This is a genomic window from Corallococcus sp. M7, assembly GCF_054512695.1.
The window spans coordinates 6268479-6285998 of sequence record NZ_CM137252.1; the positions used below are offsets into that span (position 1 = coordinate 6268479).

The 17520-nt window shown below is 69.9% G+C and carries 13 protein-coding genes; 6 read left to right on the forward strand and 7 right to left on the reverse strand.

The features are described from left to right. Positions 1 to 291 precede the first annotated feature (291 nt). The 5 genes from ACX114_RS25160 to ACX114_RS25180 all read right to left on the reverse strand — a co-directional run bounded on the left by ACX114_RS25160 (position 292) and on the right by ACX114_RS25180 (position 5779). On the reverse strand, positions 292 to 1446 hold the full coding sequence (locus ACX114_RS25160) for a glycosyltransferase (RefSeq protein ID WP_459288531.1): 1155 nt from the start codon (positions 1444 to 1446) through the stop codon (positions 292 to 294). Then, positions 1436 to 2719, reverse strand: a complete 1284-nt coding sequence (locus tag ACX114_RS25165) for an O-antigen ligase family protein (protein ID WP_459300270.1) — start codon at positions 2717 to 2719, stop codon at positions 1436 to 1438. Before ACX114_RS25165 ends, ACX114_RS25160 begins: the two co-directional genes overlap by 11 nt. Positions 2720 to 2936: 217 nt before the next feature. Beyond that, the gene (locus ACX114_RS25170; RefSeq protein WP_459288533.1) at positions 2937 to 4598 is read right to left on the reverse strand and encodes a DUF6178 family protein; all 1662 of its coding nucleotides are present in this window, start codon (positions 4596 to 4598) and stop codon (positions 2937 to 2939) included. A 39-nt stretch (positions 4599 to 4637) separates the two neighbouring features. Next, the gene (yihA, locus tag ACX114_RS25175) at positions 4638 to 5258 is read right to left on the reverse strand and encodes a ribosome biogenesis GTP-binding protein YihA/YsxC (RefSeq protein WP_459288535.1); all 621 of its coding nucleotides are present in this window, start codon (positions 5256 to 5258) and stop codon (positions 4638 to 4640) included. Positions 5259 to 5269: 11 nt separating this feature from the next. Then, entirely contained in the window at positions 5270 to 5779 is a 510-nt protein-coding gene (locus ACX114_RS25180) for a multiheme c-type cytochrome (RefSeq protein ID WP_120566004.1), read from the reverse strand. Positions 5780 to 5914: 135 nt separating this feature from the next. On the opposite strand from ACX114_RS25180, the gene ACX114_RS25185 reads away from it, so the two are divergent. The 6 genes from ACX114_RS25185 (at position 5915) to ACX114_RS25210 (ending at position 14868) form a co-directional block, all read left to right on the forward strand. Then, positions 5915 to 6397: a hypothetical protein gene (locus ACX114_RS25185; RefSeq protein WP_459288537.1), complete on the forward strand. Its 483-nt coding sequence runs from the start codon at positions 5915 to 5917 to the stop codon at positions 6395 to 6397. A gap of 3 nt (positions 6398 to 6400) precedes the next feature. Next, positions 6401 to 6997 carry a dephospho-CoA kinase gene (coaE, locus tag ACX114_RS25190; RefSeq protein ID WP_459288539.1) on the forward strand — a complete coding sequence of 199 codons (597 nt, stop codon included), beginning with the start codon at positions 6401 to 6403 and terminating at the stop codon, positions 6995 to 6997. Between the two features lie 23 nt (positions 6998 to 7020). Continuing rightward, complete coding sequence (locus ACX114_RS25195) at positions 7021 to 8190, forward strand: SDR family oxidoreductase (protein ID WP_459288541.1); 1170 nt, start codon at positions 7021 to 7023, stop codon at positions 8188 to 8190. 545 nt (positions 8191 to 8735) lie between these two features. Continuing rightward, the gene (locus ACX114_RS25200; protein ID WP_459288543.1) at positions 8736 to 13886 is read left to right on the forward strand and encodes a myxosortase-dependent M36 family metallopeptidase; all 5151 of its coding nucleotides are present in this window, start codon (positions 8736 to 8738) and stop codon (positions 13884 to 13886) included. Positions 13887 to 13987: 101 nt separating this feature from the next. Next, entirely contained in the window at positions 13988 to 14383 is a 396-nt protein-coding gene (locus tag ACX114_RS25205; protein ID WP_206792882.1) for a MaoC family dehydratase, read from the forward strand. A gap of 2 nt (positions 14384 to 14385) precedes the next feature. Next, on the forward strand, positions 14386 to 14868 hold the full coding sequence (locus ACX114_RS25210; protein ID WP_459288546.1) for an FAS1-like dehydratase domain-containing protein: 483 nt from the start codon (positions 14386 to 14388) through the stop codon (positions 14866 to 14868). An 18-nt stretch (positions 14869 to 14886) separates the two neighbouring features. Here ACX114_RS25210 and ACX114_RS25215 read toward each other — a convergent pair whose 3' ends face one another. After that, positions 14887 to 15663, reverse strand: a complete 777-nt coding sequence (locus ACX114_RS25215) for a hypothetical protein (protein ID WP_459288548.1) — start codon at positions 15661 to 15663, stop codon at positions 14887 to 14889. Positions 15664 to 15666: 3 nt separating this feature from the next. Continuing rightward, positions 15667 to 17514, reverse strand: a complete 1848-nt coding sequence (gene dnaK, locus ACX114_RS25220; protein WP_459288550.1) for a molecular chaperone DnaK — start codon at positions 17512 to 17514, stop codon at positions 15667 to 15669. Between the last annotated feature and the right edge of the window lie 6 nt (positions 17515 to 17520).

Here is a 17520-nt window from a genome sequence, read left to right on the forward strand (position 1 = left end):
CCGTTTCCTTCAAAACCCCTGCGTACCAGCGGTGATTCCTGCACCCGTCTGATCCGCCACACCCAGGGTGAGCACGCTTGCCGCTTCCGGCAACGCCCGAGGCGCCATTACCACGCCTTGCCCATCAATCTCCACGAAAATCGAGCTATTCCCATCTATAACCTGCACACACGCAGGGCCCTGCGGGAAAGCCGCTCCCCTATTTCTACGAACGCGCCCGCCCTCAATTGCTGAGGACGGGCGTGGATTATCCGGATCGGTCTGACATTTCCCCGCCCCTGGGGGCAGGTTTCAGCCTGGAGGCAGTCCTGCCACCTGGCGGTACAGCGCGTCATGGCGGCGCACCATCTTCTCCAGGGTCAGCTCGCGGGCGACGAAGCCCCGGGCGGCCTTGCCCATCTTCCGGGCCTCCTGGGGGTTGGCCAGCAGCCGGCGGAAGGCCTGGGCCAGTTGGGCGGGCCGCTCCGGCTCCACCACCAGGCCCCGCTCGCCGTCCGAGATGAGGTCCGGATTGCCGCCCACCCGCGTCACCACCATGGGCAGCCCGGCCGCCATGCCCTCCATCACCGCGTTGGACATGCCCTCCGCCGTGGAGCACAGGACGCCGAAGGTGGCCTGGCCATAGACGGCCGGCACGTCCGTGCGGTGCCTGAGGAAGTGCACCCCGTCCGCCACCCCCAGCTCGTGCGCCATCTTCTCCAGCGCCGGCCGACGGGGCCCGTCCCCCACGAACCACGCGTTCAGCTTCGTCCCCTCATGACGCAGCATGGCAAGGGCGAGCAGCAGGTCCTCCTGCCGCTTCACGGGGTGGTTCATGTTGGCCACGTGGATGACCGTGGGCGCGCCGCGGGTGTCGGGCAGCGTGTCCTTGAGCCCCTCCGCGGCTCTCGCGTCGAAGCGCTGGAGGTCCAGGCCGTTGTGGATGACGGAGATGCGCGATTCGGGCAGCCCCTCCTCGTGGATGAGCAGCTGGCGGATGGCCTCCGCGTTGGCGATGACGTGATCCGCCATGCGCGTCATCTGCGCGTGCAGCAGGCGGCGGGCCTTGCCCTGCCAGTGGGACAGATCCAACCGGCCGACGATGACCTTCGCGCCCGCGAGCTTCGCGGCCGGCACCGCGATGATGCTGGAGTAGAAGTCGTGCACGTGCACCAGTTGCACGCGGTTCGCCTTGAGCCACCGGGACATCCGGTGGATCTGCATCAGCGTGTTGGGCTGCACGAGCGAGCCCTTGAGGGAGAACACCTCCGGCGCGTGCCCCAGCTTCCAGACCGCGCCCATCAGGGGCCCGGCGTCCTCCAACACCGACACCTGCAGTTGATAGCTGGAGGGCAGGCCTCGCAGCAGCTCCAGCACCTGGACCTCGGTGCCGCCAATGTGGAACGACCGGGTGAACTGCACCAGGCGGAGGGGCTCCTGCCCCAACCGCGCATCCTCACGCCGCATGCCCAGACCCCTCCCACGTGGCCACCGGCGAAGGGTTCATCGCCGGCCGCCTCCCCACCGCCAGGGCGCGCTCCCGTGCCTGCGCGATGCGGTGCGCGCTCGCGGCCAGGCCGAAGAGCACGTAGCAGTGCGCGGACAGGATGTAGCCCGAGAACAAATCACAGACGAGGTAGCCCGCCACCGACGCCAGGAGGGCGCGTGCCAGCCATCCCATCTCCGGGTCCGAGGACGCGGACGCCGCCCCGCCCACGGCGCCCCCCGAGAACACCAGGAAGCACAGGAGGCCAATCCACCCGAGCTCCCCGATGACGTCGAGGAAGATGTTGTGCGCCACATAGGCGCGGTGCGCCTCCGGCGGCGCGTACTCGAACCAGGCGTAGCGGAAGCCGCCCGCGCCCACGCCGAGCAGCGGCTTGTCCAGGCTCATGCGGCTGGCCACCTGCCACGCGTAGACGCGGCCCATGGCGGACGCGTCCTCGTGGAACGACGCCACCGTCTCGTTGCGCTGCCAGAAGCTCTTGGGCGCGAACACCGCCAGGCCCGCGACGAACACCGTGCCCAGCACGATGGCCTGCATGCGGCGCTTCTCACGGATGGCCCACATGGCCATCGCCAGGGACAGGCCGATGAAGCCGCCGCGCGAGTGCGACAACACGATGGCCACCACCGCCAGCACCGCGGACACCGCGCACAGCAGGCGGAACAGCCACGGGGTGCTCTTGCGCGCGAGGAACGCCACCGCGAGCGGCACCACCAGCACCATGTTCATGGCCATGTGGTTGGGGTCCGCGTACACGCCGACCCAGCGCGAACGGAAGCCCTCCACCATGTTCTCGCCGACGATGTACCAGTTGATGACGCCAATGGACGTCACGATGGCGCCCAGCACCATGGCGCCGCACACCACCGCCAGCCGCTTGGGCGTGGTGATGACGTTGACGAGCGTCAGGTAGATGGCCGTGAGCTTGAGCAGCTCCACGCCCTGGAAGCGCGTCACCTCCGGGTTCACGCTCCACGCCACCGAGCAGAACGCCAGCGACGAGAACGCCAGCAGCGCGATGCCCCGCGAGCCGTCGAAGAAGATGGGCTCCGCCTTGCCGATGCGGCGCATCACCATCAGGCCCGCGCCCAGCCCTGAAGTCAGCAGCGCGAGCCGCAGCGGCTCCAGCGCGGGGATCCACTCACCCGGCACTGCGTACATCACCGCCGCGAACCCCGCGAGCATGTAGAAAGCCAGTACGTCGCGACGCTGCCCCTCCGCGCCCGGTCCCATGTACGCCACCCCTTCGCTGTCGGTCGCTCGTCCCGTCACACGCGTGCCCCTGGCCCTCGTGGAATTCCGTTTGCCGTAGGCGAACCACGGTTCGCGAACAGCTAGCGGGCGAGGGGCAAAGCAGCGCGCGTGCCAGAGGATGGCAACGCGGGAGGCCTGTATCTTCGGGAGGTTGCGCGCCCGCCCGCGACCGCCGGGCCGGGCAAGGCTGAAAAAGCTACGGGACCGGGGCGCTCTCCATCGGTAGGACCGCGGAGGCGATCAGGTCCAGGCGCCCCTCGCGCAGCCACGCCGGCCCCAGCTCCGACAAAAGGCGCGCCAGCGTGACGTTCACCACCCGACGCAGCTCCTCACGCGCCGCTTCCGGTACCTCGGACGAGAGCGTCGCCACCGCGCGCTCCGCCGCGCTCGCGCGCAGGCGCGGCGCATCCGGAGTGCCTTCGAAGAGGCGCTGGCCCAGCTCCACCGTGCGCCCCAGTGGCACGGGCCGCACGTCCACGCGCTCCTCCAGCACGGCCATGCCCACCACGGCCGCCCACAGCCGCTCCACGCCCAGCACGTCCAGCGACACGCCGAAGCGCGCCAGCACGGTGTGCGCCGCGTCCTCGGTGCCGCCCAGGAGCGCGCCCAGCGCCGCCACCTGGCCCTCCGCGCGAGCGAGCAGTCCTTCCGAACCGGCCACCTCCCGCAGCGAACGGAACGGGACGGGCTCCGCGCCCGGGACGCGCAGCGCCCTGCGGGGACGCTTGCGGCGGAGGGCCTCCAGCGCGGCGGCCTCCTCCGGGAGCACCAGCGGCACGTCGTCCAGCTTCACGAAGGGCACCTTGAAGAGGCGGTCCGCGCGGTACTTGAGCTGGAGCGTCAGCGTGAAGCCCACCTGGAAGACGCGGCGCAGGGGCGTGTCGCGCAGCGCCTCCGGGGCCTTCGCGGGGTCGCCGCCCGTCAGGTGCTCCAGGCCCAGCGACAGGTAGTCGCGCACCCATTCGCCCACGCGGCGCACGTCGTCCAGGTCGCCCGGGTCGCCCAGCTCCGCGACGAGGACGGCGTTGGCCACCTCCCGCAGCTCGTCCTCCGCGTTCATGCGCTCCACGTCGGACAGGTCCCGGAAGGCGGCCTCCAGGTAGTCCACGTGGCCGCCGGTGGCGGTGAGCGCGGGCGTCCCCGGCCCGGTGGGGCGCGGCGGCACGTCCACGCGGCTGAAGAGCGCGAGCGCGTCCTCCAGCGACGGGAAGCCCAGGTCGGACAGGCGCGCGCGGCGGAACTGGAACGCGGTCTCCTCCAGCTCGGAGGGGATCTCCCAGCGCACGGCTTCGAAGAGGCGCACCGCTTCGAAGGGGTTCTCCGCGATGAGATCATTGAGGAGCGCGCGCATGGCGGACATCTCCACGCCCTCCACCTTCAGCTCCACCAGGTAGCGGCCTTCCGGGGTCTCCAGCGTCACGCCCTGCGGGTTGACGTCCGGGTTCTCCTCCAGGTCGTGGACGACGGTGAACTCCTTGAGGAGCGTCTCCACCACCTCCAGGTCCACCGCGTGCACCTTGCGCAGGAAGTCCTCCTGCTCGTCGCCGCGCGCGGCGCGCAGCCAGGTGAGGACGGCGTGCGGGTCCAGCTTGTCCTTCGCCCAGCCGCCCAGGTCCACGAAGGTGCGGAACTGCGCGGGCGACGCCAGCTGCACGAGCTCCGTCGTGTCCGCCAGCCCCACCTCCTGGATGGTGACGTAGAGGTCCTCCGCGGGCAGCGAGCGCACCAGCGCGGGCGTGTCCTCCGCGTCGAAGAGCGCCGCCACCCGCTGGCGCGGGGACAGGCGCATCAACCGCTGACGCTCCTCGCGAGGCGCGAGGGGCGAAACACCACCGTTCGTCTTGCCGTTCTGGGACACGGCGGGGGTGCTACCACAGCGAGCGCTGCCCCGGCAGCCTCAGACGCGGGTGGCCTTGCCGAAGGTGTCCAGCAGCGTGCCCCACACGTCCTCCACGCCCAGCTTCTCCGTGGAGGAGAACGGGATGACCGCCTCGCGGGGCAGTTCCAGCTGCTCCGCCAGCTTGTGCAGCCGGGGCTTGCGCTGCGCCTTCGTCAGCCGGTCCACCTTGGTGGCCACGACGAGGATGCGGCGGTTGTGCTCCTGGAGGTAGTCCAGCGTCTGCATGTCCTCCGGCGTGGGCCCCACCTCCGCGTCGATGATGCTCACCACGACCTCCAACCGGTGACGGTTCTTGAGGTAGGTGGTGATCATCTCCTGCCACTGGGCCTTGTCCGCCTTGCTCGCCTTGGCGAAGCCGTAGCCGGGCAGGTCCGCCAGGCGCACCGTGTGGCGCACGCCGTCGCGGTCCAGGTCCACGTCGAAGAAGTTGAGCGTGCGGGTGCGCCCCGGCGTGTTGGACACGCGCACCAGCTTCCGCCGGTTCGTCAGGGCGTTGATCATGGACGACTTGCCGACGTTGGAGCGGCCCACGAAGGCCACTTCCGCGGCGTGGTCCGTGGGCAGCCCCTTGAGCTCCACGGCGGTGGTGACGAAGCGGGAATCGAGGATCTTGATCAAGCGGAGGTCACTTACTTCTTCGCCGTGGCCGGAGCCGGCGTGGAGGGGGCCGCGTCCGCGCGGGTCTGCTTGCGGGCGCGTTCGGCGGACCAGTGGTCGATGGCCTTCAGCGCTTCCTTGAAGTCGAACGGGCGCAGGGACGGCGAGGACGCGTCATGGCAGGTGCGGCACTGCTTCTCCGACGGGTCCACCAACCCCACCAGCCGCGCCAACTCCGGGTCCTTCATCACATAGGACGGCGAGTAGTACTGCCCGCCGCCATGGCACGTCTCACAGGTGACGGCCGCCAGCTGCTGCTCGGCCTGGTCCGGCGCGTGGCAGGACAGACACCGCGCGTCCTTCTTCTGGCTGTCCGCCAGCGTCTCCGTCGCCCGGGCGTGCTTGGACTTCATCCACGCGTCGTACGCCTCCGGGTGGCAGCCCTTGCAGCTGTCGGGGCCCGTGAAGTCCGCGGCGCCGGCGAGGCCGCCGGAAACGGCGAGCAGGAGGGCGGAAAAGACCCGGAAGGCACGAGAAGACATGCCTTGAGCACGTAGCAGAGGCCCCTGGAGGGGGCAAGGCGTCTCGTTCGTGATTGAATAGCGGGTGGACAGGTGCGTGGCTTGAGGTAACGGACCTTGAGGCGCGCCTGCCTGATCCGCTAGGGAGGAGTCGAGATGCGGACCCCCGTGATTGCCGTCCTGTTCGCCGTTGCCGTCGCTGCCGTCTCCCTGCCTGCTTCCGCCAAGCCGTGGCAGGGCATCGAGCCCGGGACCTCCAAGAAGGAAGAGGTCCTGAAGAAGTTCGGGGAGCCTTCCCGGACCATGAGCCAGGACGGCAAGGAGATCCTGGCCTACTTCGCCAAGGAGGCCATCAAGGGCACCACCCAGGCCCAGTTCAAGGTGGACCCGGCCACCCAGTTGGTGGAGCGCATCGACGTGTTCCCCGGGCCCGTCATCGAGAAGGACACCATCGAGAACAGCTACGGCCCCGCGTGCCCGGCAGGCGCCATGCCCGCCACGCCCTGCTACCTGCGCAAGCTGACGGACGACTTCCGCACCTACTTCCTCTACGTGAAGCTGGGCGTGGCCATCTTCTTCAACGAGGACGGCAAGACGGTGCAGTCCTTCGTCTTCACCACGCCCAAGGCCGCGAAGTAGCCCGTGCACGTCTTCGGCCTGACGGGCGGCATCGCCTCCGGCAAGAGCACCGTGAGCCGGATGCTGCGGGAGATGGGCGCGCGCGTGCTGGACGCGGACGTGCTCGCCCGCGAGGTGGTGGAGCCCGGCACCCCCGGCCTGAGGCGCATCGATGAGCGCTTCCCCGGCGTGGTGGGCCCCGACGGCCGCCTGGACCGGGTGAAGCTGGGCGCGCACATCTTCGCGAACGCCGAGGAGCGGGCCGCCCTCAACGCCATCGTGCACCCGGAGGTGCGCGCCCTCTTCCTCCAGAAGCTCCAGGCGCTGGAGGCCGAAGGCGTCACCCACGCCGTCTACGACGTGCCGCTGCTCATCGAAACGGGGCTGCACACGGCGATGGAGGGCGTGGCCGTGGTGTGGGTGCCGCGCGAGGTGCAGAAGGCGCGGCTGATGACCCGCGACGGGCTCACCGCGGACCAGGCGGAGGCGCGGCTTGGGGCGCAGATGCCGCTGGACGACAAGCGCGCCCACGCGACGTGGGTCATCGACAACAGCGGAACACCGGAGGCCACCCGTCCCCAGGTGGAAGCGGTGTGGCGGGCGATGCTCGCGCAAGGCTGACGGGCGGTTATGCTGCGCCGCGCATGAGCGAGACGTCGAAGACGCGGCAGGCCCCTGGCACCTACTTCATCACCGGCTACCCGGGCTTCATCGGCAAGCGGCTGGTGGAGCACATCGCGCGGGAGGACCCCCAGGGGCACATCTACGCGCTGGTGCAGCCCAAGGCCTTCAAGGAGGCGCAGGCGCTCGCGGCGAAGGTGAAGGGCGCGCGCGTGGAGCTGCTCACCGGTGACGCGGTGGACATGCACCTGGGCCTGTCCGGCGAGGAGTACCAGCGCCTGTGCGACCGGGTGACGGACATCTTCCACCTGGCCGCCGTATCGCAACTGGGGGTCCCCAAGGAGACCGCGTGGCGCGTGAACGTGGACGGCACGCGCAACCTGCTGGAGCTGGCGCGCGACTGCGAGAACCTCTCCCGCTTCAGCCACTTCTCCACCTGCTACGTGTCCGGCGACCGCGTGGGCGTCATCGCCGAGGACGAGCTGGATCGGGGCCAGTCCTTCCGCAACGCCTACGAGGAGACGAAGTTCCAGGCGGAGCGGCTGGTGCAGCGCGCCTCCGCCACCCTCCCCGTCACCATCTTCCGTCCGTCCAGCGTGGTGGGCGACTCGCGCACGGGCGAAATCGACCGCTTCGAGGGCCCCTACTACCTGGGCATCCTGCTCGTCACGTCCCCCCTGGTGGTGCCGCTGCCCCTGCCGGGCAACGGCGTGGCGCCGCTCAACGTCGTGCCGGTGGATTTCGTGGTGGAGGCGGTGTGGCGCCTGTCGCGTGACGCGAGAGCGAAGGGGCGCACCTTCCACCTGGTGGACCCCAACCCCATGAGCGCGCGGCGCGTGTACGAGCTCATCGCGGAGAAGTCCCACAAGCGGCTGCCGCGCTTCAACCTGTCCGCGCGCGCCGCGGACGTGATGCTGCGGCTGCCCGTGCTGGAGAAGCTGGCCCGGCCCCAGCGTGCCGCCATCAGCTACGTGAACCACCTGGCCATCTACAACTGCCACAACACGCTGGAGCTGCTCGACGGCACCGGCGTGCGCTGCCCGCCGCTGTCCTCGTACCTGGATCAGCTCGTCGCCTACGTGCGCGAACAGTACAAGCAGCGCAAGGAGGGCGCGGAGGTCGAGGACCCGTTGGACCATGGTCCCCTGCCCTCTTCGGATGACGCCGCGCCGGCGCCGCGCTCGCGCCGCTGAGCAGGGTTTGGGCCCGCAGGCAAGGGGCGGCGCGGCACGTGTTTCACGCTCGCGTCCGCCTGGTTGCTACGGCTTATTCCAGACTGCCAATTGTTACTGGGTTGCTAACGCAAAGTTACGCGGGCCCCCCTCTTTTCAACGAAACAGTGTCCTGGTTAGCATGCGCTCCCACTGAATCCGGCGCGGTGAAGACAACCGCGCCCGGAAGAGTGGGTTGGAGAGCAGCGCTTGCCGGTGACCGTTGACAGTCGATTCGGATGGGCCGCCCCGGGTTCGGGTGTGGCGCCCCGGCTGTCCAGCCTGTCGCGGCGCTTCGCATCCGCCCTGAGCGCCTCGCGCGTCCCGTCTTTCCACGCTGAGAACTCCGCGCACGTCGTCAATGCGACCTGTGGCGTTGGGCAGCGTTTCCTATCGGGCTGTTGTCCACCCACGGTCCGCCATCCGTAGGGAGCGGCCCGCCACCCCCGGCGGACCTCTCCTCGTGCAGTCGTCGTCTCTCGCAGTCCCCTCGTCCGGCAGTACATCACCCCCAAGAAGGAAGGCGCATGCGTCTCAGGGAAAAGCTGTTGACCAGCCTGCTGCTGGTGCCCATCGCGGGTACCAGCGCGTGGGCCAAGGAGCGGTCGAACTACGACGCGTTCCTGGAGCAGCGGGACTCCCGCTCTCTCGCCGTGGATTCGAACACGGCGGTGTCCCGCGGGCTTCGCATCGAGCAGTCCGAGCAGCGGCTCGGCGTGCCTACGTTCGCCTGGGCGACGCAGGATGGCGCGCAGTCCAAGTCCGTGATCCGCTCCGGCATGACGGCGGAGAGCGCGGCGCGCGCGCACCTGCAGGCCGTGGCGGACAACTACCGCCTGACGCGTGACGATGTCGCGGGCGCCAACCTGCGCTCGCTGCACAACACCGGCAAGGGCGCCATCATCGCGACCTTCAACCAGTCGGTGGGTGGCATCCCCGTCTTCCGCAACGAGATCAAGGTCGTCATGGGCCAGGACCTGCGCCTGGTGGCCGTGAGCGGCTACCTGGCCCCGTCCGAGCTGGCGCTCTCCGCCCGCACCAAGGCGCGCGCCGGCTTCAACCTGGGCGCCGCGGACGCGGTGTCCGGCGCGTTCAAGGACCTGACGGGCTCCGGCACGCAGGCCACCTCGTTCATCAACGCGGGCACGAAGGGTGACTTCACCTTCTTCGAGCTGGTCCCCGCCGCGAAGTCCGCGCTGCCGCAGGACCTGGCCGTTCCGGCCCGCGCCCGGCAGGTGTACTTCATGCTGGCCGGCAACCTGGAGCCGGCCTGGTACGTGGAAGTGAACGCCGGCCCCAAGGCCGCGCGCTCCAGCCAGTACTTCGGCTACGTGGTCTCCGCGGCCACCGGCAAGGTGCTCTTCCGCAACGACCTGACCGCGGACGCCGGCGCGGCGTTCACGTACAAGGTCTGGGCGGACACGGCGGCCCCGTACATCCCGGAGGACGGTCCCCAGGGCAACGACGCGACCCCGCACCCCACGGGCACGCGCGACGGCTACCAGGCCCCGCTGAACCGCCCGGCGCACGACATCACCCTGGCCAACAGCCCCTACAGCAAGAACGACCCCTGGCTGCCGGCCAACGCCACGCAGACCACGGGTAACAACGTGGACGCGTACGCGGACCTGAACGCGCCGGACGGCTTCCAGCCCGGCACGAACGACAAGCGCGCGGAGACGACGAGCGAGAACACCTTCTCGTACGTCTACGACACGACCAAGGCCCCGGGCTCCAGCACCGAGCAGATCAAGGCCTCGGTGGTGAACCTGTTCTACGTGAACAACTTCCTGCACGACTGGTTCTACGACTCCGGCTTCGACGAGGCCTCGGCCAACGCCCAGTCGTTCAACTTCGGCCGTGGCGGCGTGGAGGGCGACCCCCTCCAGGCCCAGGCGCAGGACTACGGCGGCCGCAACAACGCGAACATGAGCACGCCGGCGGACGGTGCGTCCCCGCGCATGCAGATGTACGTGTTCGACGGCACGCCCGAGCTGTCCGTCACCGCGCCCGCGACGCTGACCGGCATCTACGAGGCCGGCTCCGCCAGCTACGGCAAGCAGGCGTACGACGTGACCGGTGAGATCCAGATCCCGGAGACCAACAAGGACGGCTGCGCCGCGTTCCCCGCGGGCACCTTCACCGGGAAGATCGCCCTCATCGACCGCGGCACGTGCAACTTCGTCGTGAAGTCGCTCAACGCGCAGAACGGCGGCGCCATCGCCACGGTCATCGCGAACAACGCCGCTGGCAGCACGATCACCATGGGCGGCAACAACGTGGATGACGCCAAGGTCACCACGCCGTCCCTGATGATCACCCTGGACGCGGCCAACGCGTGGAAGGCCGCGGCGGCGACCGGGCCGGTGTCCGTGAAGTTCCTGCGCACGCCGGACCAGGACCGGGACGGCACGCTCGACAACGGCATCATCGCGCACGAGTGGGGTCACTACATCAGCAACCGCCTCATCGGTAACGCCGCGGGCCTGAGCAACAACCAGGGCCGCTCGATGGGCGAGGGCTGGGGCGACTTCCACGCCATGCTGATGCAGGTGCGCGAGTCCGACCGGAACGTGGCGGGCAACAACAACTGGCAGGGCGTCTACAGCACCGCCGGTTACGTCACCAGTGGTGGCAAGAACCAGGGCTACTACTACGGCATCCGTCGCCTGCCCTACTCGACGGACATGAGCAAGAACGGCTACACGTTCCGGCACATCGCCAACTTCACGGCCCTGCCCAACGAGCTGGCGACGGCGTCCACCGCGAGCAACAGCGAGGTCCACAACAGCGGTGAGGTGTGGGCCACGGCGCTGTGGGAGTGCTACACGAGCCTGCTGAACGCGCACCCGTTCGCGGAAGCGCAGAACCGCATGAAGCAGTACCTGGTCGCGTCCTACAAGGCGACGCCGAACGCGCCGACCTTCACGGAAGCGCGTGACGCGGTGCTGGCCGTCGCGCTCGCGAGCGACCCGGCGGACTACCAGCGCTTCGTGGCGGCCTTCGCCAAGCGCGGCCTCGGCTTCGGCGCCAAGTCGCCGGACCGCGACGCGTTCGACCACATCGGCGTGACGGAGAGCTTCGCCGCGGGCGGCAACCTGGAGGTCACCAGCATCACGCTGGCCGACACCGCGGGCGGCTGCGACCAGGACGGCATCCTGGATATCGGCGAGCAGGGTGAGCTGAAGATCACCGTGCGCAACGTGGGCGGCAACGGGCTGAGCGCCTTCGCTGGCACCGTCAGCAGCACCAGCACCACGGCGACGCTGGAGTTCCCCAACGGCGGCGCGATCAACATCCCCGCCCTGTCGCGCGGTGCTTCCGCCACGGTCACCGTGCCCGTCAACGTCACCGCGGTGTCCGGTACGCCCGCGCGCGCCGGCATCAAGGTCGCCTTCGACTCCACGGAGATCCCGGCGGCGGCGAAGACGGCGACGTTCGACCCGCGCGTCAACTACGACAACGTCCCCACCACCAGCGACACGGAGACGTTCGAGTCCGGGCTGACCGGTTGGACGGTGTCGCAGAACCTGTCGTCCTCGGGCGACTGGACGCTGTCCGGCACGCCGGCCAACCGCTACGCGAATGGCAAGGATCCGGGCACGATCGCGGAGACGACCATCACCAGCCCCTGGCTGACGGTGGATGACGCGGCCGACTTCGTGATGAGCTACAACTACCGTCACTCCTTCGAGTTCGACTCCAACGCCTCCTACGACGGCGCGGTGCTCGAGTTCACGGTGGACGGCATCGACTGGATCGACCCGTGGGACCTGTACCCGGTGGTGGACGCGGATCCGGGCTACGTGGACTACATCGCCGCGGGCGGCGGCAACCCCCTGGAGGACCGCGCCGCGATGGCGCAGGTGAGCGCGGGCTTCCCGGCGTTCACGCAGGCGAGCATCAACTTCGGGACCTTCTTCCCCGACCTGGGCCTCAAGAACGTCCGCTTCCGCTTCCGCATCGGCGGTGACGTGGCGGTCGGTGGTTACGACCTGGACCTGGACAACGTGAAGTTCGAGGGCGCCACGGCGGTGTTCTCCGGCCAGGCGGATCAGCCGGCCTCCACGGGCGCGTGCAACGTGCCTCCGGTGGCCAACGCGGGTCCGTCTCGCGTGGGCACGGCGGCGGTCGCGGAGGGCGCGCTCGTCAACGGCGTCCTCAACCGCACCACCGTCACCCTGAATGGCACGGGCAGCTTCGATCCGGACGCCGCCGTGGGTGACGCGCTCACCTACAGCTGGACGCAGACCGGTGGCGCCACGCCTGTCTCCCTGACGGGTGCGGACACCGCGACGCCGAGCTTCGTGGCGGACGTGGACTACACGGACATCCTCTCCTTCCAGCTCGTCGTCACCGACGCGTCCGGCAAGGCGAGCGCCCCGAAGACGGTGGACATCCAGATCAACAACGTGAACCAGCCCCCGGTGGCCGCTGCCACCGCGCCGGCGACGGTGAACGAGGGTGACACGAACGTGACGCTGGACGCCTCCGGCTCCACGGACGCGGACGTGATCCACGCGAACACGCTGACGTACGCCTGGGTCCAGACGAGCCCCGCTTCGCCCAAGCCCACGCTGACCAACGCCACCAAGGCGAAGGCGACGTTCACGGCTCCGGAAGTGACGGCGGACACGCAGCTGAACTTCACGGTCACCGTGACGGACAGCAGCGGCGCGAAGTCCACCAAGGCCGTCGCCGTGACGGTGAAGAACGTGGACCGTGCTCCGGTGGCCAACGCCGGCGCGGACATCAACGCGGATGCGCGCTCCACGGTGACGCTGGCCGGCACGGGCACGGATCCGGACGGCACGGCGGTCACCTACCTGTGGGAGCAGACCGCGGGTGACGCGGTGACGCTGACGGATGCGGACAAGGCGACGGCGAGCTTCACGGCGCCGAACGTCAACGCCGCCACGGAGCTCACCTTCAAGCTCACGGTGTCCTCGGGCGGCCAGTCGGCGTCCGACCTGGTCAACGTGACGGTGCGCAAGGCCAACCGCCACCCGGTGGGCCAGGCTCCGGCCTCCGTCGACGCGGACGAGGGCAGCAACGTGGAGCTGGACGCCTCCGGCATCACGGATCCGGACGGTGACGCGCTCACCTTCGTCTGGACCCAGGTCGGTGGCACCACGGTGCAGACCACGGGCGCGGACTCCGCGAAGCTGAAGTTCACCGCGCCGCAGGTCCAGGCCGATACGTCCGTGGCCTTCAGCCTCACCGTGTCGGACTCCGACGGCGCCACCGTTGGCCCGTTCATCTACACGGTCAACGTGAAGCAGGTGAACCAGGCGCCGGTCGCCAAGGTCCGGGTCATCTCGGGCGTGCGTGGCGGTGAGCTGGTGAAGATCGACGCCGCGACGTCCACGGATCCGGACAACGAGACGCTGACCTACTCCTGGACCCAGACGGGTGGCCCGTCCGTGACGCTGACCGGCGCCAACTCCGCCGAGGCCAGCTTCACTCCGCCCGCGAAGAAGACGCTGGAGAACTACGCCTTCACCGTGACGGTGAAGGACGCGGCGGGTGCCTCCAGCACGGCGGAGATCAAGGTCTCCGTGCCGAAGGCCGACGACGACGGCGGCGGCTGCTCCTCCACGGGCGGCTCCGCTGGCGGCATGGCGCCGCTGATGGCGCTGTTCGCGGCGATGGCGCTCGCGCGCCGTCGCAAGGCTTAAAGCCGGCGCTTCACCCTGAAGCCCTGAAGTGACCGGGGGCGGTCCTCACGCAAAGTGGGGGCCGCCCCTTCTTCATTTGATGCGGTAGGCTCGCGCGCCTCATGGCACGCACGTTCCAGGTGGGAGACACCTTCACGCACGTCCGCCAGTGCGACCGGCTGCGGCCGGTGTATTACGCGGGCGCTTCCGGGGACTACAACCCCATCCACATCGACCCGGAGGTGGGCCGGCAGGCCGGCTTCAACGGCGTCATCCTCCAGGGGCTCTGCACGCTGGGCTGGGCGGTGGAGGCCGTGGCCGTCTTCGTGGGAGACCCGGGGCTGGTGCGCCGGGTGAAGGTGAGATTCTCCCGGCCGGTGCTGCCGGAGGACACCGTCACCTTCCAGGGCCGCGTCACCGCCATCGCGGAGGGCCGGCTCACCACCGAAGTCACCGCCACCAACCAGCGCGGCGAGCCCGTCCTCCGGGGCGCCGTCGTCGAAACCTCGCTCGGATAGCCATGGCCCTGGACCCCAAGTTCGTCGGCCGTGCGTACGGCCCCTTCACCTATGAGATTGGCCGGGAGAAGCTGCGCGAGTTCTCCCTCATCCTCGGCGGCTCCGTGCCCTCCGCGGGCACCTTCGGAGAGCCCCCCGCGCAGGTGAGCCCCCTGCTCTACTCGCAGGAGGCGGCCCAGGCGGGCCCGTACGGCGACGTCATCGCCTTCCCCAGCTTCGCGGTGGTGTTCGCCATCCGCCCCTTCAGCGCCGCCATCGCGGACCCCGAGCTGGGCGTGGACCGCGTGCGGCTGGTGCACGGGGAGCAGGAGCTGGAGTTCCTGGGCGTGATGCGCCCCGGGGACGTGCTCACCACCACGGGCTCCATCACGGAGCTGTACCGCAAGGCCGGGATGGACTTCCTCGTCGTCACCACGGAGACGCGCAACGGGAAGGGCGAGCCCGTGGTGCGCGGCGTGTGGACGGCCGTCATCCGCCCCGCGTGACGTCAACGCCGCGCGCGGCTACTCGCCGGGGGCGATGATGCCCTCGTCGAGCAGCTGCGCGAGGATGCGCGCGGTGTCCAGGCGCGACATGCCGGACAGCGCGAAGAGGTCGTCGAAGCTCACCGCGCCATCAATCTGCGCCAGCACGAAGCCCGCGCGGTGGTCCAGGTTGAGCCAGATGATGTCATCCGGCTGCAACCGCACGCGCGGCATGCGGTGCAAGTCCCCCAGCCGCGCCTCCAGCATGGACACCAGGATGCGCTCGCTGCGGTCTCTCAGCGCCTCCACCCGCGGGTTCTCCGGCGCCAGAGACTGGGCCCGGCGCAACAGCTCCACCGCGCCGGAGTGGTCATCCAGCGCCAGCAGGTCCTCCGCGCCGCGCAGCAGGCTCTCCACCTCCGAGCCCTCCGGCAGTCCGCCCACCGGCGTGAAGGTGTCCGGCAGCCCGAACTCCTGCGTGCGGTGCGCCTCCGCGATGAGGTCCAACGCGTCGCCGCGCACGCCCGTGCCCTCGGGCAGGCTCACGGATTCACGCAAGGGGGCCTCCACCGGGCCGGGCGCGGTGGGGCCGGCCCAGGCGCCCCAGTCCGCCTCCTGATCCGGGGCCGCCAGGTTCCACCCGGTGTCCCCACCGGGCTCCGCCGGGCCATCCCGCCCCAGGAGCCGGCGCGCGCGCGCGTTGGCCGGGTCCAGCTCCAGGGCCCGGGCGAACAGCTTCTCCGCGCCGGCCATGTCGCCACTCAGTCGCAGCAGCAACCCGGCTTCGACCAGCGCCTTGGCCCGGATCGCGTTCATGGGCTACCTCCCCGGCGTTCCGCGCGGGCCCGCCGAGCGCAAGAGCGGCAGGCTCTGGGCCAGGGCCTCGCAGGCCCGGGTGAGCACACCCACGTCGTCCGCGCCGCGCGCCTGACGCGCGGAATCCAGGGCGGCCTCCGCGCGCGCGACGACGTCCGGCGACAGGCCTCCGGCCCCGGGCATGAGCCGCACGCGGGAGAGCGCGTCCACCAGGTCGCGGGCGAGGATGTCCAGCTCCACGCGCTTGGCCTTCAGCTCCTCCGTGTTGCGCGCCGCCACCAGCCAGTCGCGCTGTTCGTCCATGATGCGGCGCAGCTCGTCCTCCGTCAGGCCGCTGGACGCGGTGACGGTGATGGACTGGCGCAGGCCCGTGTCGCGGTCGCGCGCGGACACGGACACGATGCCCTCCGCGTTGATGTCGAACGTCACTTCAATCTCCACCTGCCCGCGCGGCGCCTCGCGCAGGCCGGTGAGGAGGAACTCGCCCAAGAGCTCGTTGTGGTGCGCGAGCTCGTGCTCGCCCTGGAGCACCATGATCTTCACCGTGCGCTGGAAGTCCTTGGAGGTGGCGAACACCTCCGTGGCGGACGTGGGCACGGTGGTGTTGCGCGGAATCAGCCGCCGCACGTAGCCGCCCGCGATGGCCACGCCCATGCTCTGCGGCGTGACGTCCAGCAGCAGCAGCTCGCTCTCGTGGCCCACCAGCGCGTGCGCCTGGATGGCGGCGCCCAGGGCCACGACCTCCTCCGCGTGCACGCCCTTGCAGGGCTCGCGGCGGAAGTACTGGCGCACCTGCTCCACGATGCGGGGCATGCGCGACATGCCCCCCACGAGGATGACCTCTTTCAGGTCCGAGGGGCGCACCTTCGCCTCACCCAGCACTTCCGAGGTGATGCCCACCAGGCGCTCGCCCAGGTCCGCCGTGAGCTCCTCCAGCTTCTCGCGGGTGAGCGTGGACTGAAGATGCAGCGCGGCGCCTCCGCCCGGCGGCGTGCAGATGAAGGGCAGGTGCACCTGCGTCTCCTTCACCGACGACAGCTCCACCTTCGCCTTCTCCGCGGCGTCCTTCAGCCGCTGCAGCGCCATGCGGTCCTTGCGCAGGTCGATGCCGTGTTCCTTGGCGAAGCCGAACACCATCCACTCGATGATGCGGTGGTCCCAGTCCTCGCCGCCGAGGAAGGTATCGCCGCCGGTGGCCACGACGTCGAAGACGCCGTTGTTGATCTCCAGCACCGACACGTCGAAGGTGCCGCCACCCACGTCCAGCACGGCGACCTTGCCGTTCACCGTGCGGCCGAAGCCGTAGGCCAGCGCCGCCGCGGTGGGCTCGTTGATGATGCGCAGGACGTCCAGTCCCGCGATGCGGCCCGCGTCCTTGGTGGCCTGGCGCTGTCCGTCGTTGAAGTAGGCCGGCACGGTGATGACGGCCTGGGTGACGGGCCGGCCGAAGTGCGCCTCCGCGTCCGCCTTCAGCTCCGCCAGAATCATGGCGCTGACCTCCGGCACGGCGAGGTCCCGGCCCGCCAGCCGGATGCGCACGTCGTCGTGCGCGCCGCACACCACCTGGTACGTGAGCGCGCGCAGCGCGTCCTGCACCGGGTGCGAGGAGAACTTGCGGCCGATGAGGCGCTTGGCCGCGGACACCGTCTCCTGCGGGTTGGTGATGGCCTGCCGCTTGGCGATGCCTCCCACCAGCCGCTTGCCGTTCTTCGACACCGCCACCACGGACGGCGTGAGGGGCTGTCCGGTGCGGTTCTTGATGATGATGGGCTGACCGTCCTGCACCGTGGCGACGAGGCTGTTCGTCGTCCCCAGGTCGATGCCAATCAGCGGTTCGGGCTCAGCAGCCATGGGGAC

Excerpts from the sequence above, each read along its gene's own strand:
- ACX114_RS25160 (WP_459288531.1), bottom strand. The coding sequence starts at position 1,446 with ATGCGGCGTGAGGATGCGCGGTTGGGGCAGGAGCCCCTCCGCCTGGTG.
- ACX114_RS25165 (WP_459300270.1), bottom strand. The coding sequence starts at position 2,719 with ATGGGACCGGGCGCGGAGGGGCAGCGTCGCGACGTACTGGCTTTCTAC.
- ACX114_RS25180 (WP_120566004.1), bottom strand. The coding sequence starts at position 5,779 with ATGTCTTCTCGTGCCTTCCGGGTCTTTTCCGCCCTCCTGCTCGCCGTT.
- ACX114_RS25185 (WP_459288537.1), top strand. The coding sequence starts at position 5,915 with ATGCGGACCCCCGTGATTGCCGTCCTGTTCGCCGTTGCCGTCGCTGCC.
- ACX114_RS25195 (WP_459288541.1), top strand. The coding sequence starts at position 7,021 with ATGAGCGAGACGTCGAAGACGCGGCAGGCCCCTGGCACCTACTTCATC.
- ACX114_RS25200 (WP_459288543.1), top strand. The coding sequence starts at position 8,736 with ATGCGTCTCAGGGAAAAGCTGTTGACCAGCCTGCTGCTGGTGCCCATC.
- ACX114_RS25205 (WP_206792882.1), top strand. The coding sequence starts at position 13,988 with ATGGCACGCACGTTCCAGGTGGGAGACACCTTCACGCACGTCCGCCAG.
- ACX114_RS25210 (WP_459288546.1), top strand. The coding sequence starts at position 14,386 with ATGGCCCTGGACCCCAAGTTCGTCGGCCGTGCGTACGGCCCCTTCACC.
- ACX114_RS25215 (WP_459288548.1), bottom strand. The coding sequence starts at position 15,663 with ATGAACGCGATCCGGGCCAAGGCGCTGGTCGAAGCCGGGTTGCTGCTG.
- dnaK (WP_459288550.1), bottom strand. The coding sequence starts at position 17,514 with ATGGCTGCTGAGCCCGAACCGCTGATTGGCATCGACCTGGGGACGACG.